This window comes from Kocuria nitroreducens (assembly GCF_042879195.1).
In the GTDB taxonomy this organism is placed as follows: Bacteria; Actinomycetota; Actinomycetes; order Actinomycetales; family Micrococcaceae; genus Kocuria; species Kocuria nitroreducens.
Window position 1 is genome coordinate 161,492 of sequence record NZ_JBHZTC010000005.1, and the last position, 25,615, is coordinate 187,106.

Here is a 25,615-nt window from a genome sequence, read left to right on the forward strand (position 1 = left end):
CGTCAGGACTCGTAGGTGCCCTGGTGGAAGCGCAGCTGCCAGGGCCCCAGCTCGTTGGGCGGATCCTCCCGGACCCACAGGGAGCTGCGCAGGCTCGTGCGGTCCCCCGCCGTGAGCCGGTAGACGAGGTGCACAGCCGCGGGGCCGAGCTCGGTGGCCTCGAGCACGTGCACGTCCACCGCGCCGAGGCCCGGCTCGCGGGGCAGCCGGTCGAGGACGTCCTCCCGGGACCACCACGACCCCGAGGCCCCGACCTCGGCGAAGGCCTCGTGCAGCAGCTGGCCCAGCCGGCCCCGGTCCGCCCTGACCTCCGCGCGCAGCAGGTCCCGCTCGAGCGCCTGGACGGTCTCCCCCGCCGTCCGGCCGCGGGCCAGCTCCTCCTCGTGGGCGAGCAGCTCGCTCAGCAGGTCGGGGTCGTGGCGGTCCTCGAACGCGTCGGGATCCGGGTCCGCCGCCGGCTGCCCGGCTGCCGCCGGCTCCGGAGCCGGGGGCCGGGCGGCGCCGTCGAAGCCGGGTCCCTCGGGTGCGGGGCGCCCGGTCTGGAACGCCGTGGCCACGGCCCGGGCGCGGGAGTCGGCCGCCTCGTTGAGCTCGTGGCCGGCATGGCCCTTGACCCACTCGAAGTGCACGTCCCGGCCCGCCATCGCGGCGTCCAGGGCCTTCATGAGCTCCACGTTGAGGACGGGCTTGCCGTCCCTCTTCTTCCAGCCCTTCTTCTTCCAGCCGGGCATCCACTTGGTGATCGAGTTGATGACGTACTGGCTGTCGCACAGCACCCGCAGGGGTTCGTCGGGGCGGTGGGCCGTGGCCTCGAGCAGGTCCAGGACGGCCTTGAGCTCGCCCATGTTGTTGGTGCCGTGGGGCCACCCACCGGCCCGCCAGGTGTTGTCGTCGATGTACCAGGCCCATCCCGCGGGACCGGGATTGCCCAGCGCGGAGCCGTCGGCGGCAGCAGTGATCGTCATGGCACTCATCTTTTCACGGCGCCCGGATCCCGAGCGCCACGGACCCCGTGCGCCACGGCCTCAGTCGCCGCGCTCCTGCTCGAGCTGCTGCTGGGCGACGTCGCGCACTCCCGTGACCTTCGACAGCTGCACGGCCGCCGTGCGCAGGTCCGTCTTGCCGTCGAGCCGCAGCAGCAGCTCCACCTCCGCGCCCCCGGGCACCTCGACCGTCCGGCTCGAGACCACGGAGGCCCTCAGCTGCAGCTCGTCGACGACCGTGAGCACCTCTCGCAGCACGCCGTGCCCGTCCTCGTAGCGCAAACGGAGGCCCTGGGGGGCCAGCAGTCCGGGCAGGCGGTGGGAGAGCGGGGTCAGCACGAGCGCGGAGACGAAGTGCAGACCCGTGGCGACGACGGCGAGCGGCACGAGTCCGGCCCCGCAGGCCATGCCGATGGCGGCGGAGAGCCAGATGCTCGCGGCCGTGGTCAGACCGTGCACCACGTCCCGGTTCGTGAAGATCACGCCCGCGCCCAGGAAGCCGATGCCCGTGATGATCTGGGCCGCCACGCGGGAGGGATCGGGACCGGCGTCGATGCCGGGCAGGGCGCCGAAGCCGTAGGCGGACACGAGGGTGAACACCGCCGCCCCGGTGCCGACCAGGGCGTGCGTGCGCAGTCCGGCGCTCTTGCGCCGCAGCCGCCGTTCGAGACCCACCAGCGACGTGAGCGCGAAGGCGATCAGCACGAGCGCGGCCTGAACGGGGACCGCGTCCCACACGACGACGCCCACGGCACCTCCTCCGTCAGCCGGTGCTTACGATTGAACACCACTTCCGGCCCCGCCGCACCGGGACGACGACGGGCCGGGCACCTCACCGAGGTGCCCGGCCCGCGCCGGATGCGTGCTGGGCACGCTCGACGGGTCAGCCGTCGATCACATCATGCCGCCCATGCCGCCCATGCCGTCGTCGGCGCCGGCGCCGGCACCCGCGGGCTCCGGCTTGTCGGCCACGACGGCCTCGGTGGTGAGGAACAGCCCGGCGATGGACGCCGCGTTCTGCAGCGCGGACCGGGTGACCTTGACCGGGTCGTTGATGCCCGCGGCCATCAGGTCCTCGTACTCGCCGGTGGCGGCGTTGAGGCCGTGCCCCTGGGGCAGGCCGCGGACCTTGTCCACGACCACGCCGGCCTCGAGGCCCGAGTTGATCGCGATCTGCTTGAGCGGGGCGTCGATGGCGACCTTCACGATGTTCGCGCCGGTGGCCTCGTCGCCGGTGAGCTGCAGCTTGTCGAACGCCTTCTGGCCGGCCTGGATCAGGGCCACGCCGCCGCCGGCGACGATGCCCTCCTCCACGGCAGCCTTCGCGTTGCGCACGGCGTCCTCGATGCGGTGCTTGCGCTCCTTGAGCTCGACCTCGGTGGCGGCACCCGCCTTGAGGACGGCCACGCCGCCGGCCAGCTTGGCCAGGCGCTCCTGCAGCTTCTCCCGGTCGTAGTCCGAGTCCGAGTTGTTGATCTCGGCGCGGATCTGGGCCACGCGGCCCTCGATCTCCTCGGCGGTGCCGGCGCCGTCGACGATGGTGGTCTCGTCCTTCGTCACGACGACCTTGCGGGCCTGGCCCAGCAGGTCCACGGTGGCGGTCTCGAGGGAGAGCCCCACCTCCTCGGTGATGACCTGGCCACCGGTGAGGATGGCGATGTCGGCCAGCTGCGCTTTGCGGCGGTCGCCGAAGCCGGGGGCCTTGACGGCCACGGACTTGATGGAGCCGCGCATCTTGTTGAGCACCAGCAGGGCCAGGGCCTCGCCCTCGACGTCCTCGGAGATGATCAGCAGCGGCTTGCCGGCCTGCATGACCTTCTCGAGCACGGGGACCAGGTCCTTGACCGCGGAGATCTTGGAGTTGACCACGAGGATGTAGGGATCCTCGAGGACGGCCTCCTGGCGGTCGGCGTCGGTGACGAAGTACCCGGACAGGTAGCCCTTGTCGAAGCGCATGCCCTCGGTCAGCTCGAGGTCCAGCCCGAAGGTGTTGGACTCCTCGACCGTGATCACGCCCTCCTTGCCGACCTTCTCCATCGCCTGGGCGATGAGGCGGCCGATCTCGGGGTCGCCGGCGGAGATCGACGCCGTGGCGGCGATCTGCTCCTCGGTCTCGACCTCCTTGGCGGAGGCCAGCAGCTCCTCGGTGACCGCGGAGACGGCCTTCTCGATGCCGCGCTTGAGGCTCAGCGGGTCGGCGCCGGCGGCCACGTTGCGCAGGCCCTCCTTGACGAGCGCCTGGGCGAGCACGGTGGCCGTGGTGGTGCCGTCGCCGGCGATGTCGTCGGTCTTCTTGGCGACCTCCTTGACGAGCTCGGCGCCGATCTTCTCGTACGGCTCGTCGAGCTCGATCTCCTTAGCGATGGACACGCCGTCGTTGGTGATCGTGGGGGCGCCCCAGGCCTTCTCGAGGACCACGTTGCGGCCGCGCGGGCCGAGGGTGACCTTGACGGCGTCGGCCAGGGTGTTCAGGCCCCGCTCGAGTCCGCGGCGTGCCTCTTCGTCGAAAGCAATCATCTTTGCCATGTGACTTCGTCCCTCCTGGACGGTAGACAAACGGTCGACCTCCACGGTGCCCGCGACGGACGGCGCGCACGACGGCGGACTCTTCCCGACGCCGTGCGGCACCTCACCGTGGTGGTTGAGGTGTCACTCCTGTGCCGGTGGCTGCCCGGGTCGGGCCGGGGACCGAGCCATTGGCAGTCCACACGACTGAGTGCTAATCGCAATCTTGGCACTCGTCCTCGGAGAGTGCAAACCCCTGAGCCGATTCGGCTCAGCTCTGCCACTCCTCGCGGAGCACGCCGTAGACCAGGCGGTCGTAGTACTCGCCGCCGACCTTGCGGGCCCGGCGGATCCGGGCCTCCTCGGTGAAGCCCAGCTTCGCGGCGACCCGGCACATGCCCACGTTGCCGCTCCACGTCTCCAGGTCGAGGCGGTGGGAGTCGGAGCGGGCGAAGAGGTGGTCGATCCACAGGCGCATGGCCTCGGTGCCGTAGCCGCCGCTCCAGTGCTCCGGGGAGTACACGGTGATGCCCAGGGAGCGCAGCGGGAGCAGGTGCGTGCCGTCCCCGGGGTCCTCGGTGGGCTTCTCCGACCAGTACCAGGAGACCTGCCCGATGAACCGGTCGTCGGCGGCGTCGGCGACCACCATCGTCTCGCGCGGGTCCGGCCAGTCCCCGGCCGCCACGTGCTCCCGCAGGGTGCCCAGCCAGCGCTGGGCGCCCTCTGCGGTGAAGTTCGGGTAGAACGGGCCGTCCGTGCGCTGCCACTCGTGCTCGCCGCCGCCCTGGGGCGGCATGATCCACGTCTCGTAGGCGGCGAGGTCCTCCTCGGTCCAGTCGCGGAGGCGGACTCTGCTTCCTTCGATCTGCACGGTGGTTCCTTCCGGTGGCGTCGGGGCTGAACGGCGTCGGGGGTCGGTGCCGACGGAGGTGTCGGGGACGAGGTCGGCTCAGGGGCCCGGGGACGTGACCCCCGGTGCCGGGGCGCCCTCGCCGGGGGCGGTCAGGAACGAGAACACCCCCACGCCGAGGGTCAGCGCTCCGGCCAGGACGATGGCGGTGAGCTCCCGGGCGCCCACGCGGACGGTCGGGCGCAGACCGCGGTGGGCGCCCTGGCGGGGTCCGTCCTCGGGGACGTCGTCGAACTCGTCGTGGGGGTACTGGGTCATCCGCGGTCTCCTCGCTGCCGGCGGAGCCGGGCCACGAGCATCGGGTCGTGCTCGAGCGCGGCGCGGGTGTCGATCAGGACGTTGAGCCGCTGGTAGTAGTGGGTGGGTGAGAGGTTCAGGCGGCGGTGGATCTCCATCTCCTTCGCCCCCTGGTACTTCCACTGCAGGTTCTCGAGCGCCAGGATCGCGCGGTCGGTGGCGCCGAGCCCGTTCCCGTCCGGCTCGTCGCCCGGTTCCCCCGCCGGCACCGCATCGGGCTCCGCCCGGGTCTCCGCACCCGGTGCCGTGTCCTCGTCCGGCACCGCGCCGGGTGCGGCGTCGTCGGGCCGGGCGTCGTCGGGCCGGGCGTCGTCGGGCCGGGCGTCCTCGGGCCGGGCGTCCTCGGGCCTGGGGTCCTCGGGCACCGTGTGTCCGGGTCCGGTGTCCTCGCCGGTCACCGGGACTCGGCCCGGGGCCGCACGGAGACGGTGGTCAGCTGCGCGTCCGCGCCCGCGTCCACGACCGCGCGCACCGCCGCGGCCACGGACTCCGGGCGGATGTAGCGCTCCGGGACGTACTCGTTGCCCAGGCTCGCCTGGATGTCCCGCTGCATCCGCGTGTCGACCGGACCGGGGTGCACCGAGCTGACGACGATGCCGTCGGCCTCGACCTCCTGGCGGAGCGAGTCGGCGAGCGCGCGCAGGGCGAACTTCGAGGCCGCGTAGACGGCGTCCCCGGCGCGGGCGGTGAGTCCCGAGCCGGAGTTGAGGAACACGACCTTGCCCCGCGCGGTCCGCAGGGCCGGCAGCAGGAGCCGTGTCAGCTCCGCGGGGGCCACCACGTTGAGCTCGAGCTGCGACCGCCAGTCCGCCACGGACGCGGCCTCCACGGTGGTGCGCCCCGCCAGTGCCGCCGAGTGCACGAGGACGTCGACCCGGTCCAGGTCGGCCACCACGGCCGGCAGGGCCGCGACGTCGGTCAGGTCGGCGGCGCGGACGGTGACGTGCGGGAGGCCGGCGAGCTCGGCCAGCCGGCCGGGGTCGCGGCCCAGCGCCAGCACGTCGTGGTCGCGGGCGAGGTCCACCACGCACGCGCGGCCGATGCCTCCGGTGGCCCCGGTGACGACGGCGCGGGGTCGGGTCTCGGTGGGGGAAGCGCTCATGCGCCCACTCTAGCCAGTCCGCCGCCGGTCCCGCCCGCCCCGGACGGAAGGCGCCCGGACGGTGACGGCCCCGGTATCCTGGCCCGCAGCCGACCACGCGGAGGAGCCCCATGGCAGCCGACCCCCACGCCACGGGAGATCCCGGGGCGGACCCGGACAGCGCGGAGAAGCCCTCGTCACCGACGCAGATCACGAGACCGTCGTGGGGCTACATCCTGCGCCGGTCCGTCCACGAGTTCCGCCGCGACCAGTGCACGGACTCGGCGGCGGTGATGACGTTCTTCGCCGTGCTGTCCATCTTCCCGGGGCTGCTCACGGTGGTGTCGATGCTCGGGGTCGTCGGCCAGGCCGAGGCGACCACCAGGACCCTGCTGCGCCTGCTGGACGAGTTCGGGGCCCCGGAGGGGGCCGTGGCCGTGCTCGAGGGGCCCATCGGCGAGCTCACCGGCTTCCCGTCCGCCGGCCTGGCGCTGGTCACCGGTCTGGTCGGCGCCCTGTGGACGGCCTCGGGCTACGTGCGGGCCTTCGGGCGGTCCATGAACCGGATCTACGAGGTCGAGGAGGGACGCCCCGTCTGGAAGCTCTACCCCCTGATGGTCGGGGTGACCCTGTCCCTGGTCGTCCTGGTGGTGGGCATGATGCTGCTCCTGCTGCTCTCCGGGCCGGTCGCCGAGCGCCTCGGCGGGCTGATCGGCCTGGGTCAGGCGGCCCTCCAGCTCTGGCAGGCCGCCCGGATCCCGGCCCTGCTGCTCCTGCTCGTCTTCATGATCGCCCTGCTCTACTACACCACCCCGAACATCCGGCAGCCGAGGTTCCGGTGGCTCAGCATCGGCTCGGTGGTCGCCATCCTGGTCATGGCCGCGGCGACCACCGGGTTCACCTTCTACGTGTCCAACTTCAACGACTACAACGCCACCTACGGCGCCATCGGCGGCGTGATCGTCCTGCTGCTGTGGATCTGGATCATGAACATCGTGCTGCTCGCCGGCGCCGAGCTCAACGCCGAGATCGAGCGCGGACGCCAGCTCCAGGCCGGGATCGAGGCCGAGGAGAACCTGCGGCTGCCGCCGCGGGACCTCCGGGGCGTCCGGAAGCTGCAGGCGAAGGAGCAGGAGCTGGTCGAGGAGGGCCGCGCGCTGCGCCGTCGGCACTCCGTCCCCGACCACCCGGCGGGCGACCGGACCGGGGACGGCGCGGCTCCGGCCTAGAGTGGTGCCCGGGCACCCGTGCCCACGACTGCCTGCACCCGACACCCGCACCACTACCGGCACCGAGGAGCACCGTGAGCGAGCCGCAGCCCCTGGACAGGATCATGGCCCCCGACTGGGCGGAGGCCCTGGCCCCGGTGGAACCGCAGATCCGGCAGATGGGCCGGTTCCTGCGCGAGGAGCACGCCGACGGGCACCGCACGCTCCCGGAGGGCGCAGCGGTCCTGCGGGCGTTCGAGGACCCGCTCGAGCAGGTCAAGGTGCTGGTCGTCGGGCAGGACCCCTACCCCACGCCCGGCCACGCCATGGGCCTGTCCTTCTCCGTGCAACCCCACGTGCGCCCCGTGCCGCGCTCCCTGCAGAACATCTACCAGGAGCTGCGGGAGGACCTCGGCGTCGACCCGCCGGAGCACGGGGACCTGTCCGCGTGGTCGCGGCAGGGAGTGATGCTCCTGAACAGGGTCCTCACCGTGCGCGAGGGCGCCCCTGCCTCCCACCGCGGCAAGGGCTGGGAGGCGGTCACGGAGCGCGCCATCCAGGTCCTCGCCGCCCGCGGGACCCCGCTCGTGGCCATCCTGTGGGGCCGGGACGCGCGGAACACCGCCGCGTGGCTGGACGGCTTCCCCACGGTCGAGTCCGCGCACCCGTCCCCGCTGTCCGCGTCCCGGGGCTTCTTCGGCTCCCGGCCGTTCTCCCGGACGAACCAGCTCCTGGAGCAGCAGGGCGCGGAGCCCGTCGACTGGCGGCTGTGACCCCGGCAGGCCTCCGTTAGGGTGGGCCGCATGACGACGACCCCCGGCGCCCGGCCCGCCCGCCCCCGCAGGCCGCAGCTGAACCTGACGGTGCGCTCCCGCGAGCTGCTGTCGCCGTCGATGGTCCGGGTGGTCCTCGGCCTCGACGAGCCCGAGCGCTACGCGGACATCGCGCCGCCCGAGAAGTACGTCAAGCTCGTCTTCCTCCGGCCCGGCACGCAGCACCTCGGTGAGGAGAACCCCGGCACGGCGGACTCTGGTCCGGAGGGCCCCGGCGCTGAGACCCCGGGCTCGACGCGCCCGGACACGGAGCCCGGGGGAAACCCGGACTACTGGGAGCTCAAGGAGACCCTGCCGGGCGACCGGCAGCCCGTCACCCGCCACCTCACGATCCGCCGGTACGTGCCCGAGCGGCACGAGCTGTGGATGGACTTCGTGCTGCACGGCGACGAGGGCTTCGCCGGCCCGTGGGCGGCCCGCACCGAGCCCGGGGACCGCATCATCGCCCTGGGTCCCGGCGGCAGGTGGACGCCCGCCCCGGACGCCGCGTGGACCCTGATCGCCGCCGACGACGCCGCGATCCCCGCCGCCCTCGCCGTCCTGGAGGCCCTCCCGGCGTCCGCGCACGGCGAAGTGCTGCTGGAGGTGGACTCCCCCGGCGACGTCCAGCCGGTGTCCGCCCCGGCCGGGATGGCGGTGCACTGGGTGTTCCGCGCGGACGTCGAGCCCGGCGAGGACGCTGCCCTGGCGCGGGCCGTGCGTGAGGCCGGGTGGCCCGCGGGCCCGGAAGGGGTCCAGGTCTTCGCCCACGGCGAGCGGGAGGTCATGAAGGCCCTGCGCGAGGAGCTGTTCACCCACCGCCGGCTGGAGCGGGACCAGGTCTCGCTGTCCGGCTACTGGGCGCGGGGCCGCACCGAGGACGTGTTCCAGGCGGAGAAGAAGCTGCCGGTCGGCCAGGTTCTCTGACCCGGGTCACACCACCCGACATGCCGGAGTCCGCCCGTGGCGGCCGGTGCGCCGGGGAGGGCCTCGGCAAGGACTCCGACCCGGTCAGCGGCGTCGGTTGCGCCGGGAGCCGGTGCCGTTGAGATGGCCCACGAAGGGCCGCATGAGGTACTTGGCGAGCACCACGCCGGAGGCCAGGGCCAGGATGGTGGCCATGGCGTTGGCCAGGAGCACGACGCCCGCAGAGTAGCTCTCCGTCTCCACGGTGAGCATGTACATGCCCCGGAAGATGGACAGACCGGGCAACAGGAACGTCAGGGCCGGGATCGCCACGATCAGCTGGGGCACACGGTGGTAGGCCGCGAGCAGGGTCGCCACGGAGGCACTGACCACGGCGGCGAGCGCGGTGTCCATGCGCCCGCCGAGGCCGACGGCGATCCCCGCGTGGTAGACCAGCAGCCCGGCGAAGCCTGCGAGCGCGCTGGAGAGGATGTGCTGGGGCTTGGCGTGCACCGACAGGGCGATCAGGGCCGTGCCCACCAGCATGAAGACCGTGTTGACCACTGGCGACGCCGGGACGAACGTGCCCTGGGCGACGTCGACGCGGGGCATGCCGACGTAGCCCGCGAGCGACACGCCGCCGGCGATGCCCGCGACCAGGCCGAGGAAGGCCATGGCCGTGGACAGCATCCGGCCGGCCGCCGTGACGGGGAAGCCGTTGATGGCGTCCTGCATCGTGGAGACCATCCGGTTGGTGGGCAGGAGCAGGATGATCCCGCCCGCGATGACCAGCGCCGGTGACAGGTCCAGCCCCGTCCACGACAGCAGCAGGGCGAAGACCGTGACGATCCCGGACTGGGTCGCCAGCACGAAGAACTCGGGGATCCGCCAGGTCCGCAGGCGGCCGACGGCGGACTGCACCACGATCCAGGTCACCCCGGCGACCGCCGCGCCCGTGGGGCTGCCGCCCATGCCGATGGTCAGAGCCATCACGGCCACGACGAGGGCGGCCGAGACCATCCAGCGCGGGTACGGCTTGGGCTTGGCGTTGATCGCGTCGAGGCGCCGCTCGGCCTCGGCACGGGGCATCTCCCCGCCCGCGATCTCCGCGACCAGCTGGTGGGTCTCCCCCAGCCCGGCGTAGTTGTCGGTCCAGGAGCGCACCACGCGCATGACGGTGTGGCTCGAGGTGTCCGGGTCGTTGAAGACGTCCGCGCGGGTGCGCGTGTCCCCGCCGTCGTCGGTGTCCTCCACGTAGTTGATCGTCACGGCCTGGTTGGTGATGTCCACCTCGACGTTCTCGACCCCGTAGGTGGCGCACACGGCGATGATGGCGTTCTCGACGTCGAGGGCGTCCGCGCCGTAGTGGAACATCGTCTCCGCGAGCCGCAGCGCGAAGTTCAGGGTGCGCCGGGCCTGTCGGCTGGTGGACTCCCCGAAGCGGCGCAGATTGGCGAAGGGCGAGGCGTTGAGCCGTTCCACCACGCGCATCGGGGCGGTCGGGGCGGCCTCCCCCTGCAGCATGGAGCGCAGCCGGGCGCGCCCGCCGGGCCGGGCCGCCTGCGCCCGGGTGGACGGGTAGGCGCCCCGCTGCATCCGGTCGGAGCTCTTGCCGGGGGCCGGGACGGCTCCGATCGTCGTCGTCTCCGGCCGGGAGACGGGTGCCGCGTCGGTGCGGCGACGCCGGCGGGCCGACGTCGTCCGGGGCACGGTCTGGGCGGCCGAGAGCAGCTCCCGGCGCTTCTCCGGCTCGGAGGTGTCCCCGTACTCGCGGATCAGGCTCGTGCTGAGCACGGGCAGCGCCTGCGGGGCGTCGGGCACGTCGTCGGACGCGGCGGTCCCGGCGCGGCGCCGGGCGTGCAGGGCCTGGTCCTCGGTGGGGCGCACCGCGGGCAAACCCGCACCGTGCCGGGCGAGCGGGCGGGCTGCGCCCGTGAGCGTCGTGTCCCCGCCGGGCCCGAACGGCTCGACGACATGGACGTCGGGCTCCTCGGCCCCGTCCGACGACGGGTAGGCGGCGAACGGGCGCAGGGGGGCGCGCTGGTCGGTCACCACGCGGCGGTCCTCCTTCCGTGGCGCGGGGGCGGGGGCCCGGCGGGCGGTCGGGGCCGGGTCAGTAGAAGGGCTGGCCCGTGCGCCGGACCCACAGCTGGCGCTGGACCTTCTCGGCCACGTTGGTCCAGACCGCGTACCTGGCGGGGTTCAGGACGTGGTCGTGGACGCCCACGAAGTCGACCACGGTCTTGGTGAAGCTCGTCTTGAACAGGCCCAGCCCGTAGTAGGGGTGTTCCTTGTTCTTGAGCTGGTCGCTGGGCGGGGTGCCGCAGAAGTCGTACTCGACGATCCCGTGCTCTCGCATGAGGTCCGTGATCGCGGTCCACTGCAGCAGGTGGGAGTCACCGTACTGGCGGCGCCGGGGCTTCGAGCCGCCGTCCTTGTAGGTGCCCTTGGTGCCGTAGGCGATGACGTAGGCGCCCACGGAGGGCTCGCCGTCCTCGTAGGTGAAGTAGAGCCGGCCCTGACCGGCCTGCTCGAACGCCGTCCAGAACTTCGCGTAGTACTCGTAGGAGCGCAGGTTCACGTTCGCGTCCCCCTGCCCCACCGTGTCCATGAGCGCGTACATCCGGCGCATGTTCTGCTCCGTGAGCTCGACCCGTTCGACCGCGCAGCCCTCGCGCAGGGCCCGCCGGACGGCGTTGCGCCCACGGGAGTGCAAGGACTTCAGCACGGCCTCCTCGTCCCGGTCGGTGTCGAGGACCGCGGTGGAGTCGTTGGGCTGGATGTTGAAGGACTTCTTCAGCCCGGCCCGCGCGAGCACGCCCCGGGCGTAGTCGGAGGCCAGGACGTCCGGCTCGATCTTGATCGCGAAGACGTTGAGCCGCTGCTCGGCCACGAGGCGGGCACTGGCCGCGGCGATCCCGGGGATGTCGTCGACGGAGGCGACGTCGGGGCCCTTGATCATGTACCAGAGCTTGCCGAGGGCGGGCACCGGCTTCTCGAGGACGAGGTTGTAGGACGCCTGCCCGCCGTCGGCGGGCTCGTGCACGAGGTGCAGGGGCCGCCAGCCGTGGTCCGCCTTGACGTCCGCGAAGGAGGCGGACTGCAGCAGGTTTCCGCCGTGGGGGTTCGCCGTGACGTGGGTGTCCCAGTCGGCGATCTCCTGGGCGGTGGCGAAGCGTGCGGTGAACTCTCGCAAGGCTCTCTCAATCGTCGGGGTCTTCGGGGGCCGGTCGGCCGGGGGTGACCGGCGGACCGGTGCGCCGGCGGGGGCCGGCCCCGGTCAGTCTAACCGCGCGGGCCTGAGCGGCTTCTGAGCCGTGCCGGACGGGTGCCGCGCATCGGGACCGCGTCCCCGGGACGGAGGCCAGGACGGGACCCCGGCGGGACCCGGAAAGGACCGGGGGCCGCGATGTGTATCCTGTTCAGGCGGTTCGCACCGGCAGGTCCGCGGCTCGCACCAGACGGAGCCCGCACCGATCCCCGGCGCGGTCCGGACCAGGGAGGTGGCGGAAGCCGTGGGTGGACCGGGCGGGCGGTGGAGCATCGCCCGCGCCGCAGTCCTCGTGACCGGGCTGACCGCCGTCTCCACGCTCCTGGGCTTGGTCCGGGACGTCGTCATCGGCGCGGTCTTCGGCGCGGGCGCCGAGCTCGACGCGTGGTTCGTGGCGCAGGGCGTGCTGAACGTCGTCCTCGGCCTCATCGCCTGGGCGATGGCCCGCTCCGTGACCCCCGTGACCTCCCGGGAGGCCGCCCGGGAGCGCGCCGACGGCCGGGGGTGCCGTGGCCACCGCGGCTTCGAGGTCTCCCTCACCGTGACCGTGGTCGTCCTCGGCCTGGCCGCCGTGGTGACGGGTCTGCTCGCGGAACCGGTGACAGCTCTGCTCGCCCCCGGGTTCGACGACGCCCAGACCGCCACGGCCGCCTCGCTCACCCGGATCGTCCTTGTCGCGACGGTGCTCGTGGCCGGCACCGATCTGCTGGCCTCGCTCGTCCAGGCGCACGGCCGGTTCGCGTGGTCCTCCCTGCAGGGCGTCCCGTTCAACCTCGTCATGATCGCCGCGGCGGGCCTGCTCGGGCCCCGCTACGGCATCTCGGCGCTCGCCGTGGGCTACGTGGTGGGCTCCGCGGCGCGGCTGCTCATGCAGGTGCCCCCCGTGCAGGCGCTCGGCACCCGGCTCCGGCCCCGGTGGGAGCTGCGGGACCCGGGCTTCCGGGAGATCGCCCGGCTCGTGCCGCCCATGCTGGTCGGCAACGCCGTGGTCAACATCAACACGCTCGTCGACCGGGCGGTGGCCTCCACCCTCGAGGACGGCACGATCACGGCACTGTCCTACGGCTGGCGCCTGGTCGACCTGCCGGAGACCATCGTCATCGCCGCCCTGCTCGTCCCCCTGTACCCGGCCCTGGGCGCTTCCGCGGACGACCGGCCCGAGCTGCGGCGGCTCGTGAACCGCGGGCTGTCCGTGGTCGTCACGGTGCTCGCCCCGGTGTGCGCGGTGTTCGTGGTCGCGGCCGGTCCCCTCGTCGCCACGGCCTTCGGCCACGGCGCGTTCGACGACCGGGACGTCGCGGCAACGGCCACCGCGGTCGCCTGGTACGCCCCGGCCCTGCTCGCCCTCGGCTTCCGCCAGGTGGTGGTCCGCGCCTCCTACGCCCTCGGCGACTCCCGCGGTCCGGTGGTCGTGGCGGTGCTGGCCATGGTCGTCAACGTGGTCGGCGACGTCGTCCTGGCCCCCGTACTGGGCCTCGCCGGCATCGCTGCGGCCACGAGCGCGTCCCTGGTCGTCGCGGCGCTGCTCAACGCGTGGCTGCTGCACCGGCGCCACGCCGGGCTGGACGCCCGGACGACGACGGCCCTGGTGGTCCGGGCGCTCGTACTGGCGGCCGTCGCCGGCGCCGCGGGGCTGGGCGCACGGGAGGCGCTGCCGGAGCTGCCGTCGTTCGTGCTGGCGGCGCTCTGCGCCGCCGTGGTGGGCGGGGCGTACCTGCTCGGTCTCGTCGTGCTGCGGGCTCCCGAGCGCCGGCTCGTGGGCGAGACCCTGGGCACGCTGCGCCGACGGCGCTGACGGGCCGCGCTACCGGGAACGGGCGCCGCTCCCGAGCCGCCACGTGGCCAGGTGCCACGCGGGCCCGGGATCGCGCCGGTCCCACACGCTGTGCTGGGCACCGCGGCCCCAGCGGAGGGTGTCCGCGACGTCCGCGGCCAGACCGCCGCGGCGCTCCACGGACGCCCGGCGCAGGTCCCCGGCGAGCCAGGCGTAGCGGATCCCGGGGCGGGCGTCCGGCAGCGCCGGCACGCGCGCGCCGAGGACCAGCCGGCCCCACGCGTCGGCCAGCCCGGGGCGGGCGGCCTCTGCCAGGGCCATCGAGCCGAAGAAGCGGCCGTTGAGGTCGATGAGCTGCGGGACGCCGTCGTCGCCGGTGAGGAACTGCAGCTCCACGAGGCCCCACCAGCCCAGGTCCCGCAGCAGCGCCTCGGCTCGGGCCGCGAGGGCCTCGTCGACAGGCACCGTCTGCGCGCGGGCCGAGACACCGTTGGGCGTGGGCCACAGCCGGGTGGTGGCCTGCTGCACCCGGCCGCCCAGGCGGCCGTCGTGGTGGACCCCGATGAGGGCCCCGAGGGTGCCGCGCACGGGCGCCTGGAGCACGGGCTCGGCGCCGGCCTCGCGGATGCGCCGGACCTGTCCGGCGGCGGCGGGTGCGTCCGGGAAGAGCTTGGCCTCGATGCGGTGCGGCCGGGTCTGCCCGGGGGCCCAGTGCGCCCGGCACTTGACGACGACCGGGCCGTCCCAGGCGGCGAGCGCCTCGTCCGTGGCCACCAGCGTCCGGGGAGCGGCGAGGCCCGCCCGGGCCGCACGGTCCGCGAGGCCGACCTTGTCGAGGGCCGCCGCGACCACGTCGGGCCCCGGGTGCGCCACCGCCGCCGGGAAGTGCTGGCGGTAGGACGAGATCGCGGCCATCCAGTCGTCGCCGGCGCCGAAGACGACGTCGTAGGACCCCTCAGCGATCGCCCGGCGGACGCCGTCGATGAAGCCGGCGCCGTCCCCGCGGGGGCGCGGCACCTCGTGGCGGACCGCGGCCGCCCGCGTGGCGCCGAGCATGCCAGGGCCGTCCGGGGTGCCGACGCCCACGTACCAGCCCGCCCGCTCGAGCGCGCGCACCGCCGCGAGGGCCCCCCGATCCCGGCCCGTGCCCACGATGAGGGCTCGTCGCGGTGCCGGCGCGGCGCGCTCCGGCTCCCGGCGGCGCTGGTCGAGCGGTGGTCGGTCGGCGGTCATCGGTCCTCCATCGGGGTGTGCGGGCATCCCCTCCACGGTAGTCGGCGCACGTGAGAGGCCCGTGAGACAGGTCGGGGCACGCGACGGCGCCCGCCCACCGTGCGGTGGGCGGGCGCCGGGGCCGGGCGGTGGGTCCCTACTCGGCGTCGTGGTCCGTCTCGAGGATCTGCACGAGCGCGTCGAGCGCGTCGTCGGCGCCCGCGCCCTCGGCGCGGAGGACGACCTTGTCCCCCTGACCTGCGCCCAGGGACATCAGCGACAGCACGCTCGAGGCGTCCATCGCCTCGTCCTCGGGCTCGCCCTCGGCGGCGATCGTGATGTCGAGGTCGTACTCCCCGGCCGCCTCGGCGAAGATCGCGGCGGGGCGGGCGTGCAGGCCCACGGACGAGGCGATGGTGGCGGTGCGTTCTGCCATGGTGGTGCTCCTTCGGGTTGCGGGGTCCTGCGTGACGGGCCCCGGTGGTTGGGGTGGTGCGGAACGGTGCGGTCGGGCGATCAGAGCCCGAGCTCGGCCAGCACGCCGAGCTGCGCCCGCACGGCGGCGGAGGCCTCCTCCGCGCTGGGCTGCTCGATCGCGACCTCGGCGAGGGCCTGGGCGGTGGCGAGATCGACGCTGCGCAGCACGGCGGCGACCGCGGCCAGTCCGCGGGGGCTCATGGACAGGGTGTGGACCCCGAGGCCCACGAGCACCACGGCGAGCGCGGGATCGGCCGCGGCCTCGCCGCAGACGCCCACGTTGCGGGGGCCCGCGCCCTCGGACTCGGCCCGGCGGGCGCCCTCCACGGTGTACCGGATCATGCGCAGCACGGCGGGCTGCCACGGGTTGTTGAGCTCCGCGAGCGAGCCCATCATCCGGTCCGCGGCCATCGTGTACTGGGTCAGGTCGTTGGTACCCAGGGAGACGAACTCGACGTGGCGCAGGATCTGGTCGGCGGTGACCGCCGCGGACGGGGTCTCGACCATGACCCCCGGCACCCGCAGGCCGGCGGCCGTCGCCATCTCGGCGAAGTCCCGGGCCTCCGAGGTCGTGGCGATCATCGGCGCCATCACCCACACGTGCGCGTCCGTGGCCTTCTCCGCCAGGGCGATCGCCTCGAGCTGGCGGGCGAGCACGCCCGGCACGGAGCGGTCCGTGCGGTAGCCCCGCACCCCGAGCGCGGGGTTGGGCTCGGCGGTGTCGGTGAGGAAGGGCAGCGGCTTGTCCGCTCCGGCGTCGAGGGTGCGGACCACCACCTTCTTGCCGGCGAAGGACTCGAGGATCGCGGTGTACTGCTCCACCTGCTCCTCGACGGAGGGCTCCTTGTCCCGCCCCAGGAAGCAGAACTCGGTGCGCAGCAGCCCCACGCCCTGGGCCCCGGCCGCGGCCGCGGTGCGGGCGTCCTCGGGGGTGCCCACGTTGGCCAGCAGCGGGACCTCGGTGCCGTCCGAGAGCACGCCGCGACCGTCGAAGGCGCTGCGCGCCGCGGCGCTGCGCACCCAGGCCTCCACGAGCTCCTGCTCGTCCTCCCCGGGCTCGGTGCGGATCTCGCCGGTGGCGCCGTCCACGAACACGCGCGTGCCGTCCGCGATGGCCTCGACGCCCCGGACCGCCACGATCGCGGGCAGCCCGAGGTTCCGGGCCAGGATGGCCGTGTGGGACTGCGGACCGCCTCCGGAGGTGACCAGGGCCAGCACCATCTCCGGGTCCAGGGTCGCCGTGTCGGCGGGCGCGAGGTCCTCGGCGGTCAGCACGAACGGGACGTCCCGCTGCGGCACGCCCGGCATGGGGAGTCCCCGGAGCTGGGACACCAGGCGCGCCCGGACGTCCTCGATGTCCGCTGCGCGCTCGGCCATGTACCCGCCCAGGGCGCGCATCTGGTCCGCGTAGTCGCTCGCGGCCTCCCACAGGGCACGCTCGGGGGCGAGCCCCTTGCCGGTGATGAGCTTCGCGGCGTTCTTCAGCAGCGCCTTGTCCCCCGCCATGAGGGCGGTGGACTTGAGCACGTCCGCGGCGTCCTTCTCGACGGCGACCTCGGCGCGGCGCTTGAGCTCGGCCTTGACGGCGGCAGCGGCCGTCTGCAGCCGGGCCACCGCCGCCTCCGGCTCCTCGTCCTGCAGGGTCAGCCCCGCGGCCGGCTCGGAGACGGGCTCCGGCATGCTCACGAGCTCGCCGATGACGCGGCCCGCGCACACCCCCACGCCTGTCAGTGTCTGCATGGTGTTCCTCTTCCTCGAGAAAAGTCCAGTCGGTCAGCGCACGGGCCCCGGCCGGGGCCCGTGCGCACCGCTCAGGCGGTGGTCGGCACAGCGGCGGCGTCCTCGCGCGAGCGGGTGGCGTCCGCCACCCGCCCGTGCGCTCCACCCACGTGCTTGAGGGCGACGACGACTGCTGCTGTGACCAAGGTACCGACAACCACGGCGAGCAGGAACATCAGCGGGTTGCCGATCACGGGCAGGATCCAGACCCCGCCGTGCGGCGCGGCGGAGGTGACGCCCGTGGCCATGCTGATGGCACCGGTCACGGCGCCGCCGATCATGGACGCGGGCAGCACTCGCAGCGGGTCGGCCGCGGCGAATGGGATGGCGCCCTCGGAGATGAAGGAGGCACCCAGCAGCCACGCGGCCTTGCCGTTCTCCTGCTCGGCCACCGTGAAGTAGCGCTTGGCCACCGTCGAGGCGAGGGCCATGGCCAGCGGGGGCACCATGCCCGCGGCGATGACCGCGGCCATGATCTCCTGCGGGGCGGTGTTGGCGACCGTCGCGGCACCGAGGCCCGCGGCGGCGAACGTGTAGGCCACCTTGTTGATCGGCCCGCCCAGGTCCGAGCCCATCATCAGGCCGAGGATCGCGCCGAGTGCCAGCGCGCTGGCACCGGTCATCCCGTTGAGGACCTCGGTCAGCCACGCCATGAAGGTGGCGATCGGCCCGCCCAGGACCAGCAGCAGCAGGCCCGCGGCGAAGATGGTGGCGAGCAGCGGGATGATCACCACGGGCATCAGCGAGCCGAGCCAGCGCGGCAGGCGCGGCTGCGCCAGCCAGTAGGCGGCGAGACCGGCCAGCAGGCCGCCCACGATGCCGCCGAGGAAGCCGGCTCCCATGAAGTTGGCGACCAGGCCCGCGGCGAAGCCGGGGGCGATGCCGGGACGGTCGGCCAGCCCGTAGGCGATGTAGCCGGCCAGGGCGGGCACGAGCAGGCTCATGGCCAGGTTGCCCATCTTGAACAGCACGGCCCCGATGTACTGGGCGAGGGTGAACTCGCCCAGGTTCCAGATGGTCGAGCCGGTGAGGACGTCGTCGGCGACGTTGGCGATGTCGGCACCGGCGATCATGAAACCGAAGGCCATGAGCAGACCGCCGGCGGCCACGAAGGGGATCATGTAGCTGACGCCGGTCATCACGGCCTTGCGGATGCGGGTGCCCCAGCCCTCGCGACCGCCGGAGGAGGCGGCCTCGTCGGCGGCGCCCGCCGCCCCCTGCACGCGCTTGGCGTTGGGGTTCCCGGCGTTGGCGAGGGCCTCCTCGATCATGACCTTCGGCTCGTCGATGCCGCGCTTGACCGGCGAGGCGACGAAGGGCTTGCCGGCGAACCGGGAGCGGTCCCGGACGTCGACGTCGGTCGCGAAGATCACCGCGTCCGCCGCCGCGATGGTGGCCGGGTCGAGCTTGGTGAAACCGGCGGAGCCCTGGGTCTCGACCTGGAGGTCGACCCCCATCTCCTCGGCCGCGTAGGTCAGCCCGTCCGCGGCCATGTAGGTGTGGGCGATGCCGGTGGGGCACGCCGTGACGGCCACGATCTTCTTGCCGGCGTGCTGCGGTCCGGAGTCGCCCGAGGTCGGCGCGGCGTCCGGGGTCTGGGCGGTGGGCGCCGGTGCGGCGTCCCCGTCCCCGGACCGGGAGTCCACCGACGCGGGCACCGCGGCGGCGGAGGTGGAGCCGGCGGTCCCCGCGCCGGTCGCGGAGGCGCCCTCGGCGGTGCGGCCGAGCCCCAGTGCGTCGTCGACGATCTGGACGATCTCCTGCTCGGACCGCGCGGCGCGCAGGGCGGCCACGAAGTCCTTCTTCATCAGCGACCGGGCGAGCTTGGCCAGCAGCTTCAGGTGCGTCTGGTCGGCGCCCTCGGGCGCCGCGATGAAGAAGACGATGTCGGCGGGGCCGTCCTTGGCGCCCCAGGGGACGCCCTGCGCGAGCCGTGCCATGACCAGCGTCGGCTCCAGCACGGCCGTGGAGCGGCAGTGCGGGATCGCGATGCCGCCGGGGATGCCGGTGGCGGTCTTGTTCTCGCGGGCGATGGCGTCCGCCAGCAGCCCGTCGAGCTGCTCCGCGCGCCCGGTGCGCTGCACCAGGGCGGCGAGCCGGCCGATGACGGTTTCCTTGTCTGCTCCCAGGTCCTGGTCGAGCGAGACCAGGTCGGGAGTGATGAGCTCGGACACGATGTCCTCCTTGAGCGGCCGGGTCAGTGGCCCGGGTGGTGTGGATGAGGTCGGATGGGGCGGTTCAGCCGGAGACGGCGCGCGCGGGGATCTCCCGCACGCTGACCGCCTCCGGGGTGGTCTCTGAGAGGGCGGGGACCCGGGTGCCCGGCAGGGCAGCCGCCGCGGACCCCGAGGCCACGGCCTGCCGCAGGCACTCCGGCGGCGCGTCGCCGCGCTCGTGGGCGATGAGGTAGCCGGAGAGCGAGCTGTCGCCGGCACCCACGGTGGAGCGCACGGCCACGGGGTCGTGGACGGCGTGCCAGGAGCCCTCCGGGACGGTGAGCACCGCCCCGCCGGCCCCGAGGGTCGTGAGGACCGCGCCCAGGCCGCGGCCCACGAGCGCGGCGGCGGTCGCGGCCGCGAGGTCGGGATCGGACTCGAGCCGTTCGCCGTCGACCGTCCCCACGAGCTCGGCGAGCTCCTCGCCGTTGGGCTTGATGAGGTCGGGCAGGGCGTCGTCGCCGGACGTGGCGCCTCGCAGCGCCGCCCCGGAAGTGTCCACGGCGAACAAGGGCGAACGCTCCCCCAGGGCCGACCGGACACGGCGGACAACCCGGGCGTAGACGTCCTCGGGGGCACCGGGCGGCAGGGAGCCGGCCAGGACCACCCAGGAGGCGTCCGCGCCGCGGTGCACGAGGAGCTCGACGACGGCGTCGACGTGCTCGGGGCCCAGCGGCGCACCCGGGGCGTTGATCTTGGTGGTGGTGCCGTCCGGCTCGGTGATCGTGATGTTCGAGCGGATCGGGGCGCCCACGGGGACCGTCTCGTAGGGGACCTCGGCCGCGGCGAGCTCCGCCAGCAGCGGGTCGCCGGGGTCCCCCGGCAGCACGGCCAGGGTCGGGACGCCGCTCGCGCGCAGCGCCCGGGAGATGTTCACGCCCTTGCCCCCGGCGTCCTGCCGGGCGCCGTCGGCGCGCTGGACGGCGCCGCGGCGCAGCGGGTCCGGGAGCTCGACCGTGCGGTCGAGGGACGGGTTGAGGGTGACGGTGAGGATCACGCGATCACCACCTCGACGTCGGCCTCCTCGAGGGCGGCGGCCAGTTCGGGACCGGGCGCCCGGTCGGTGATGAGGGTGTCGACTTCGTCGAGCGACGCGAAGCGCATGAGGGTCTCCTGATCGTGCTTGGCGGAGTCGCAGAGGACCACGACCCGGCGGGAGGTCTGGATGATGGCGGCCTTGACGACCGCCTCGATGGGGTCCGGGGTGCTCAGCCCGAACGCGGCGTGGATCCCGTTGCAGCCCACGAACGCGAGGTCGGGGCGCAGCCGGGTGTAGTGCTCCGCGGCCCGTCCGCCGGCGGCGGCCCAGGTGAGCTTGCGGACCCGCCCGCCGACGAGCTCGAGCCCGATGCCCGAGGCGTCGGCGAGCTTGGCGGCGATGTGCAGGGCGTGGGTGATGATGAGCTGCTCCTGCCCGTCCGGCAGAGTGGAGTCGGTGCGGACGATGAGGTCGGCCAGGGCCTCGACGGTGGTGCCGGCGTCGAGCACGACGGCCCCCGCCCCGCTGGTGCGCAGGAGGTCGAACGCCGCCTGCGCGATCCGCCGCTTCTCCGGGGTGTTCAGGTGCTTGCGGGACGAGATGGCCTTCTCGTCGGACGTCGACTGGTCCGCGGAGACCGCGCCCCCGTGCACCCGGCGGAGCCTGCCCGCGGCCTCGAGGGCCGCGAGGTCGCGGCGGACCGTCTCCATGGTGACGTCGAAGCGGCGTGCCAGGTCCGCGCCGTTGACCCGGCGGGTCGTGAGCACCAGCGCGGCGATCTCGGCCTGGCGTTCTTCTGCGAACATGGCGTGCACCTTACGGACGGGAACGATGGACGAGCTCTGCGTTCCGTTGAGTTTATGTGAGTTCGTGTGGTTTTACTAGGGGTCGTGGTGATCCACTTCACGGAAGGCTACCTTCGGCGGCCGGGCCGGGTCCGGGTGTCCGGGCACGGTGTCCGCGCCCGGGCGTAGCCTGGACCCCGGACCGCCCGGCCCGCCCCGCCCGTCCCCGACCAGGAGCGGACGCCCATGCTTCTCCGTCTCGTCCGGCAGCACACCGGCCGGTACCTGCCGTGGGTCCTCGCCGTCGTCGCGCTCCAGCTCGTCGCCACGATCGCCGCGCTGCTCCTGCCGAGCCTCAACGCGCGGATCATCGACGAGGGCGTCGTCCGGGGGGACACCGGACTCATCCTGCACGTCGGGGAGGTGATGCTCGGCGTCGCGCTCCTGCAGGTGACGGCCGCCGACGCCGCGGTGTACTGCGCGGCCCGGGCGGCCATGGGCACCGGCCGCGACCTCCGCCGCGCCGTGCACCGGCAGGTCGGCTCCTTCGGCTCCCGCGAGGTCAACCGCTTCGGTGCCCCCACCCTCATCACACGGGGCACCAACGACGTCCAGCAGATCCAGATGCTCGTGCTCATGGGGCTCAACTTCATGGTGGCCGCGCCCATCATGTGCGTCGGCGGGATCGTGATGGCCCTGCGGGAGGACGCCGGTCTCTCCTGGCTCGTGTGGGTGTCGGTGCCCGTGCTCGGGATCGCGGTGGGGGTGCTGGTGGGCCTGCTCATGCCCCTCTTCCGGCTCATGCAGGGGCGGATCGACCGGATCAACGCGGTGCTGCGCGAGCAGATCGTCGGCATCCGGGTGGTGCGGGCCTTCGTGCGCGAGGACCACGAGTGCCGCCGCTTCGCGGCCGCCAACCGTGAGCTCACCGACGTGTCGGTGCGCATCGGCTCCCTGTTCGTGCTGATGTTCCCGATCATCACCATGATCCTGCACCTGGCCACTGCCGCCGTGCTCTGGTTCGGCGGCCAGCGGGTGGGCGCGGGGCAGATCCAGGTCGGCTCGCTCACCGCGTTCCTGCAGTACCTCCTGCAGATCCTCACGGCCGTGATGATGGGGACGTTCATGGTCATGATGGTCCCGCGCGCCATGGTGTGCGCCGAGCGCATCACCGAGGTCCTGCGCACCGCGCCCTCCGTGCGGGAGCCCGCCGAGCCCGTGGTCCCCGCCTCCCGGTCCGGCGTGGTGGAGCTGCGCGACGTCGCGTTCCGCTACCCCGGTGCCGAGGCACCCGTGCTGGAGGGAGTGGGCTTCCGTGCCGAGCCGGGCCGGACGACCGCCCTCGTGGGCGCCACCGGATCGGGGAAGTCCACGCTGCTCCACCTCGTCCCTCGTCTGCTGGACCCCACCGGGGGCACGGTGGTGCTCGACGACGTGCCGCTGCCACGCCTGGCCCACGAGCACATCGCCGCCCGGGTGGCCCTCGTCCCGCAGCGGCCGTACCTGTTCTCCGGCACCGTGGCCTCCAACCTCCGGCTCGGGGACGCCGACGCCACGGACGACGAGCTGTGGGCCGCCCTGCGCACCGCGCAGGCGGAGGACTTCGTGCGCCGGATGCCCGGAGGGCTCGACGCCCCGATCGCCCAGGGCGGCACCAACGTCTCCGGCGGGCAGCGGCAGCGGCTGTCCATCGCACGGGCGCTGGTGGCCCGCCCGGCGGTGTACCTCTTGGACGACTCGTTCTCGGCCCTCGACGTGGCCACCGACGCCCGGCTGCGCGCCGCCCTCGTGCCGGCAACCCGGGACGCGACCGTCCTGGTCGTGGCCCAGCGCGTGTCCACCGTCCGGGACGCGGACCAGATCCTCGTCCTGGACGGAGGACGCATCACGGGGCGCGGGACCCACGACGAGCTGCTGGCCTCCTCCGGCACCTACCGGGAGATCGTCGAGTCGCAGGTCGGCGCGGAGGAGGTGGCCTGATGGCCGCCCCCGCCCCGCCGCGCAGGCCCCAGCGCTTCTGGTCCTCCGCCGGGCGACTCCTCGGCCTGCTCGCGCCGCGGTGGCGGGCGCTGGTGCTCGTCCTCCTGGCCGGGACGGTGTCCGTGGCGCTCAACGTGTGGGCCCCCCTCGTCCTGGGCCGGGCCATGGACGTGATCTTCGCAGGGGTGATGGGCCGGGACATGCCCGCGGGCGCGACCCGGGAGGAGGTGGCCCAGGCCCTGCGGGACCGGGGCGAGCAGAACCTCGCGGACATGGTCTCGGCCATGGACCTCGTTCCCGGCGCGGGGATCGACTTCTCCGCGCTCGCCCGGCTGATCACGGCGGTGCTGGTGATGTACCTGGTGGCCTCGCTGCTCATGTGGGCGCAGGGCTGGCTGCTCAACCGCCTGGTCATGCAGGTGGTGCACGACCTGCGCAACGCGGTCGAGGACAAGCTGAACCGGTTGCCGCTGGGGTGGTTCGACACCCGTGAGCGCGGGGACGTGCTCTCGCGGGTGACCAACGACATCGACAACGTCCAGACGGCGCTGCAGCACTCCTTCGCCCAGCTGGTCCAGTCCCTGCTCACGGTCGTCGGCATCGTGATCATGATGTTCGTGGTGTCGTGGCAGCTGGCACTCGTGGCCCTGGTCGCCCTGCCCCTGTCCGCGGGGGCCGCCGGGTTCATCGGGGTGCGCGCCCAGCGGCTGTTCACGGAGCAGTGGCGCGCCACCGGCGCGCTCAACGGGCACATCGAGGACTCCTTCTCCGGCCACGAGCTGATCAGGGTCTTCGGCCGCGAGCAGGAGATGGCCGAGCGCTTCGACGAGCGCAACGAGGACCTGTACCGGGCGGCCTTCGGGGCGCAGTTCGTCTCCGGCACGATCCTGCCGGTCATGCAGTTCATCTCCTACCTCTCCTACGTGGGCATCGCCGTGCTCGGCGGGCTGCGCGTGGCCTCCGGGCAGCTGAGCCTCGGGGCGGCGACCGCGTTCATCCAGTACTCGCGGGAGTTCACCCAGCCCCTGTCCCAGCTGGCGGGCATGGCCAACACCCTGCAGTCCGGGGTGGCCTCCGCGGAGCGCGCCTTCGAGCTGCTCGACGCCCCGGAGCAGCGGCCCGACGCCGCCCGCGCCCGCCTCCCGGGGCGGTCCCCGGGCCGGGTGTGCTTCGAGCACGTCTCCTTCTCCTACGCCCCCGGTGCACCGCTCCTCCAGGACCTGACCCTCGAGGCGCGCCCCGGCCGGACCGTGGCCATCGTGGGGCCCACCGGCGCCGGCAAGACGACCCTCGTGAACCTCGTGCTGCGCTTCTACGAGCTCGACGCCGGGCGGATCACGCTGGACGGCGTGGACATCACCGACCTCTCCCGCGCCGAGCTGCGCTCGCGGGTCGGGATGGTCCTGCAGGACGCCTGGCTGTTCGGCGGGACCATCCGGGAGAACATTCGCTACGGACGGCTCGACGCCACGGACGAGGAGGTGCTCGAGGCCGCCCGGGCCACCCTCGTGGACCGCTTCGTGCGGGCGCTGCCGGAGGGCTACGACACCGTGATCGACCCGGAGGGCAGCAACGTGTCCGTGGGCGAGCGGCAGCTCATCACCATCGCCCGGGCCTTCCTGTCCGATCCCTCCCTGCTGATCCTGGACGAGGCGACGTCCTCGGTGGACACGCGCACGGAGCTGCTCGTGCAGCAGGCCATGGCCGCGCTGCGCAGCGACCGGACCTCGTTCGTCATCGCGCACCGTCTCTCCACCGTCCGCGACGCCGATATCATCCTGGTGATGGAGGACGGCAGGATCGTGGAGCAGGGCGCCCACGACGACCTGCTCGCCGCTCGGGGCGCGTACGCCGCCCTGCACGCGAGCCAGTTCACGGCTCCGACGGTCCCGGACGACGGCCCCACCACCCGCCAGCCCCTCGACGTGCAGGAGAGCACCACCCATGACACCCCGTGAGCTCTACGGACGCTTCGCCCTCGCGGAGGCGGTGACCTGGACGCTGCTGATCCTCAGCATGGTCCTGAAGTACACGGGGGTCTCGGAGGCCTTCGTGCCCGTCTTCGGCATGCTGCACGGGCTCGTGTTCCTGGGGTACTGCGTGGTGACCTGCTTCGTCTGGGTGGACCAGCGGTGGTCCGCGGGATTCGGGGCCCTGGGCCTGGCCAGCGCCGTCGTCCCGTACGCCACGATCCCCTTCGAGCGCCGCGCGGAGCGCACGGGCCGGCTCGCAGGCCGCTGGCGCCTGGCACCCGGCGGCGACCGTCCCGGCACCGTGCTGGAGAGGCTGGAGGCCTGGTCCCTCCGCAGCCCGTGGCTGGCGGTGGTGGCGGGCGTGGTCGTGGTCGCCGGCCTCGCCTCGGTGCTCCTGTACCTGGGCCCGCCCGTCCCCCGCGGCTGAGCCCGGCCCGCGCCGCGCCGGGCACCGGTGGGCACGCACC

At 73.6% G+C, this 25,615-nt stretch carries 22 protein-coding genes; 7 read left to right on the forward strand and 15 right to left on the reverse strand.

Annotated features, from left to right (window positions below):
* Window positions 1–2: 2 nt before the first annotated feature.
* From ACFYE1_RS04945 to ACFYE1_RS04975, 7 genes are all read right to left on the reverse strand, one after another.
* Window positions 3–965 (reverse strand): RNase H family protein, encoded by a 963-nt coding sequence (locus ACFYE1_RS04945; protein WP_387740588.1) that lies wholly within the window; start codon window positions 963–965, stop codon window positions 3–5.
* Between the two features lie 60 nt (window positions 966–1,025).
* Complete coding sequence (locus ACFYE1_RS04950) at window positions 1,026–1,733, reverse strand: MgtC/SapB family protein (protein ID WP_387740590.1); 708 nt, start codon at window positions 1,731–1,733, stop codon at window positions 1,026–1,028.
* Window positions 1,734–1,877: 144 nt separating this feature from the next.
* Window positions 1,878–3,509, reverse strand: coding sequence for a chaperonin GroEL (groL, locus tag ACFYE1_RS04955; protein WP_387740592.1), 1,632 nt, complete (start codon window positions 3,507–3,509; stop codon window positions 1,878–1,880).
* A gap of 250 nt (window positions 3,510–3,759) precedes the next feature.
* The gene (locus tag ACFYE1_RS04960) at window positions 3,760–4,359 is read right to left on the reverse strand and encodes a GNAT family N-acetyltransferase (RefSeq protein WP_387740593.1); all 600 of its coding nucleotides are present in this window, start codon (window positions 4,357–4,359) and stop codon (window positions 3,760–3,762) included.
* 78 nt (window positions 4,360–4,437) lie between these two features.
* Window positions 4,438–4,656 (reverse strand): hypothetical protein, encoded by a 219-nt coding sequence (locus ACFYE1_RS04965; RefSeq protein WP_387740595.1) that lies wholly within the window; start codon window positions 4,654–4,656, stop codon window positions 4,438–4,440.
* Complete coding sequence (locus tag ACFYE1_RS04970) at window positions 4,653–5,060, reverse strand: DUF3263 domain-containing protein (RefSeq protein WP_387740597.1); 408 nt, start codon at window positions 5,058–5,060, stop codon at window positions 4,653–4,655. Before ACFYE1_RS04970 ends, ACFYE1_RS04965 begins: the two co-directional genes overlap by 4 nt.
* 29 nt (window positions 5,061–5,089) lie before the next feature.
* Window positions 5,090–5,797: an SDR family oxidoreductase gene (locus ACFYE1_RS04975; protein ID WP_387740599.1), complete on the reverse strand. Its 708-nt coding sequence runs from the start codon at window positions 5,795–5,797 to the stop codon at window positions 5,090–5,092.
* Window positions 5,798–5,907: 110 nt separating this feature from the next.
* Here ACFYE1_RS04975 and ACFYE1_RS04980 point away from each other — a divergent pair, with 110 nt between their 5' ends.
* The 3 genes from ACFYE1_RS04980 to ACFYE1_RS04990 all read left to right on the forward strand — a co-directional run bounded on the left by ACFYE1_RS04980 (window position 5,908) and on the right by ACFYE1_RS04990 (window position 8,723).
* Window positions 5,908–7,005 (forward strand): YihY/virulence factor BrkB family protein, encoded by a 1,098-nt coding sequence (locus ACFYE1_RS04980; RefSeq protein WP_387740601.1) that lies wholly within the window; start codon window positions 5,908–5,910, stop codon window positions 7,003–7,005.
* Window positions 7,006–7,079: 74 nt separating this feature from the next.
* Window positions 7,080–7,757: a uracil-DNA glycosylase gene (locus ACFYE1_RS04985; RefSeq protein WP_387740603.1), complete on the forward strand. Its 678-nt coding sequence runs from the start codon at window positions 7,080–7,082 to the stop codon at window positions 7,755–7,757.
* Between the two features lie 30 nt (window positions 7,758–7,787).
* Window positions 7,788–8,723 (forward strand): siderophore-interacting protein, encoded by a 936-nt coding sequence (locus ACFYE1_RS04990; RefSeq protein WP_387740605.1) that lies wholly within the window; start codon window positions 7,788–7,790, stop codon window positions 8,721–8,723.
* 84 nt (window positions 8,724–8,807) lie between these two features.
* Here ACFYE1_RS04990 and ACFYE1_RS04995 read toward each other — a convergent pair whose 3' ends face one another.
* Window positions 8,808–10,757 carry a threonine/serine exporter family protein gene (locus ACFYE1_RS04995; RefSeq protein WP_387740607.1) on the reverse strand — a complete coding sequence of 650 codons (1,950 nt, stop codon included), beginning with the start codon at window positions 10,755–10,757 and terminating at the stop codon, window positions 8,808–8,810.
* A 58-nt stretch (window positions 10,758–10,815) separates the two neighbouring features.
* Window positions 10,816–11,898, reverse strand: a complete 1,083-nt coding sequence (locus ACFYE1_RS05000) for a lipid II:glycine glycyltransferase FemX (RefSeq protein ID WP_387740609.1) — start codon at window positions 11,896–11,898, stop codon at window positions 10,816–10,818.
* 319 nt (window positions 11,899–12,217) lie between these two features.
* Between ACFYE1_RS05000 and murJ the strand changes: the two genes are divergently transcribed.
* Window positions 12,218–13,768: a murein biosynthesis integral membrane protein MurJ gene (gene murJ / locus ACFYE1_RS05005; protein ID WP_387740613.1), complete on the forward strand. Its 1,551-nt coding sequence runs from the start codon at window positions 12,218–12,220 to the stop codon at window positions 13,766–13,768.
* Window positions 13,769–13,777: 9 nt separating this feature from the next.
* On the opposite strand, the gene ACFYE1_RS05010 is transcribed toward murJ, so the two are convergent.
* From ACFYE1_RS05010 to ACFYE1_RS05035, 6 genes are all read right to left on the reverse strand, one after another.
* Window positions 13,778–14,980, reverse strand: coding sequence for an ATP-grasp domain-containing protein (locus ACFYE1_RS05010; RefSeq protein WP_387740615.1), 1,203 nt, complete (start codon window positions 14,978–14,980; stop codon window positions 13,778–13,780).
* 136 nt (window positions 14,981–15,116) lie between these two features.
* Complete coding sequence (locus ACFYE1_RS05015) at window positions 15,117–15,395, reverse strand: HPr family phosphocarrier protein (protein WP_017832764.1); 279 nt, start codon at window positions 15,393–15,395, stop codon at window positions 15,117–15,119.
* A gap of 80 nt (window positions 15,396–15,475) precedes the next feature.
* Window positions 15,476–17,176: a phosphoenolpyruvate--protein phosphotransferase gene (gene ptsP, locus ACFYE1_RS05020; RefSeq protein WP_387740617.1), complete on the reverse strand. Its 1,701-nt coding sequence runs from the start codon at window positions 17,174–17,176 to the stop codon at window positions 15,476–15,478.
* 71 nt (window positions 17,177–17,247) lie between these two features.
* Entirely contained in the window at window positions 17,248–19,389 is a 2,142-nt protein-coding gene (locus tag ACFYE1_RS05025; RefSeq protein ID WP_387740619.1) for a PTS fructose transporter subunit IIABC, read from the reverse strand.
* A gap of 64 nt (window positions 19,390–19,453) precedes the next feature.
* On the reverse strand, window positions 19,454–20,428 hold the full coding sequence (locus ACFYE1_RS05030; RefSeq protein WP_387740620.1) for a 1-phosphofructokinase family hexose kinase: 975 nt from the start codon (window positions 20,426–20,428) through the stop codon (window positions 19,454–19,456).
* A complete protein-coding gene (locus ACFYE1_RS05035) occupies window positions 20,425–21,216 on the reverse strand; it encodes a DeoR/GlpR family DNA-binding transcription regulator (RefSeq protein WP_387740622.1) in 792 nt (263 codons plus the stop codon). Before ACFYE1_RS05035 ends, ACFYE1_RS05030 begins: the two co-directional genes overlap by 4 nt.
* 225 nt (window positions 21,217–21,441) lie before the next feature.
* On the opposite strand from ACFYE1_RS05035, the gene ACFYE1_RS05040 reads away from it, so the two are divergent.
* The 3 genes from ACFYE1_RS05040 to ACFYE1_RS05050 are packed head-to-tail and all read left to right on the forward strand — an operon-like array spanning window position 21,442 to window position 25,575.
* On the forward strand, window positions 21,442–23,175 hold the full coding sequence (locus tag ACFYE1_RS05040) for an ABC transporter ATP-binding protein (protein WP_387740624.1): 1,734 nt from the start codon (window positions 21,442–21,444) through the stop codon (window positions 23,173–23,175).
* On the forward strand, window positions 23,175–25,133 hold the full coding sequence (locus ACFYE1_RS05045; protein ID WP_387740626.1) for an ABC transporter ATP-binding protein: 1,959 nt from the start codon (window positions 23,175–23,177) through the stop codon (window positions 25,131–25,133). The genes ACFYE1_RS05040 and ACFYE1_RS05045 overlap by 1 nt, the downstream gene beginning before the upstream one ends.
* Complete coding sequence (locus ACFYE1_RS05050) at window positions 25,120–25,575, forward strand: DUF3817 domain-containing protein (RefSeq protein ID WP_387740627.1); 456 nt, start codon at window positions 25,120–25,122, stop codon at window positions 25,573–25,575. The genes ACFYE1_RS05045 and ACFYE1_RS05050 overlap by 14 nt, the downstream gene beginning before the upstream one ends.
* The last annotated feature ends 40 nt before the right edge of the window (window positions 25,576–25,615 follow it).

What these genes read in the sequence shown, in the direction of transcription:
- ptsP (WP_387740617.1), bottom strand. Translation starts at nt 17,176, where the DNA reads ATGCAGACACTGACAGGCGTGGGGGTGTGCGCGGGCCGCGTCATCGGC.
- ACFYE1_RS05040 (WP_387740624.1), top strand. Translation starts at nt 21,442, where the DNA reads ATGCTTCTCCGTCTCGTCCGGCAGCACACCGGCCGGTACCTGCCGTGG.
- ACFYE1_RS05045 (WP_387740626.1), top strand. Translation starts at nt 23,175, where the DNA reads ATGGCCGCCCCCGCCCCGCCGCGCAGGCCCCAGCGCTTCTGGTCCTCC.
- ACFYE1_RS05050 (WP_387740627.1), top strand. Translation starts at nt 25,120, where the DNA reads ATGACACCCCGTGAGCTCTACGGACGCTTCGCCCTCGCGGAGGCGGTG.
- ACFYE1_RS04990 (WP_387740605.1), top strand. Translation starts at nt 7,788, where the DNA reads ATGACGACGACCCCCGGCGCCCGGCCCGCCCGCCCCCGCAGGCCGCAG.
- ACFYE1_RS04945 (WP_387740588.1), bottom strand. Translation starts at nt 965, where the DNA reads ATGACGATCACTGCTGCCGCCGACGGCTCCGCGCTGGGCAATCCCGGT.
- ACFYE1_RS04965 (WP_387740595.1), bottom strand. Translation starts at nt 4,656, where the DNA reads ATGACCCAGTACCCCCACGACGAGTTCGACGACGTCCCCGAGGACGGA.
- ACFYE1_RS05010 (WP_387740615.1), bottom strand. Translation starts at nt 14,980, where the DNA reads ATGACCGCCGACCGACCACCGCTCGACCAGCGCCGCCGGGAGCCGGAG.
- groL (WP_387740592.1), bottom strand. Translation starts at nt 3,509, where the DNA reads ATGGCAAAGATGATTGCTTTCGACGAAGAGGCACGCCGCGGACTCGAG.
- ACFYE1_RS05035 (WP_387740622.1), bottom strand. Translation starts at nt 21,216, where the DNA reads ATGTTCGCAGAAGAACGCCAGGCCGAGATCGCCGCGCTGGTGCTCACG.
- ACFYE1_RS04980 (WP_387740601.1), top strand. Translation starts at nt 5,908, where the DNA reads ATGGCAGCCGACCCCCACGCCACGGGAGATCCCGGGGCGGACCCGGAC.
- ACFYE1_RS05015 (WP_017832764.1), bottom strand. Translation starts at nt 15,395, where the DNA reads ATGGCAGAACGCACCGCCACCATCGCCTCGTCCGTGGGCCTGCACGCC.
- ACFYE1_RS04975 (WP_387740599.1), bottom strand. Translation starts at nt 5,797, where the DNA reads ATGAGCGCTTCCCCCACCGAGACCCGACCCCGCGCCGTCGTCACCGGG.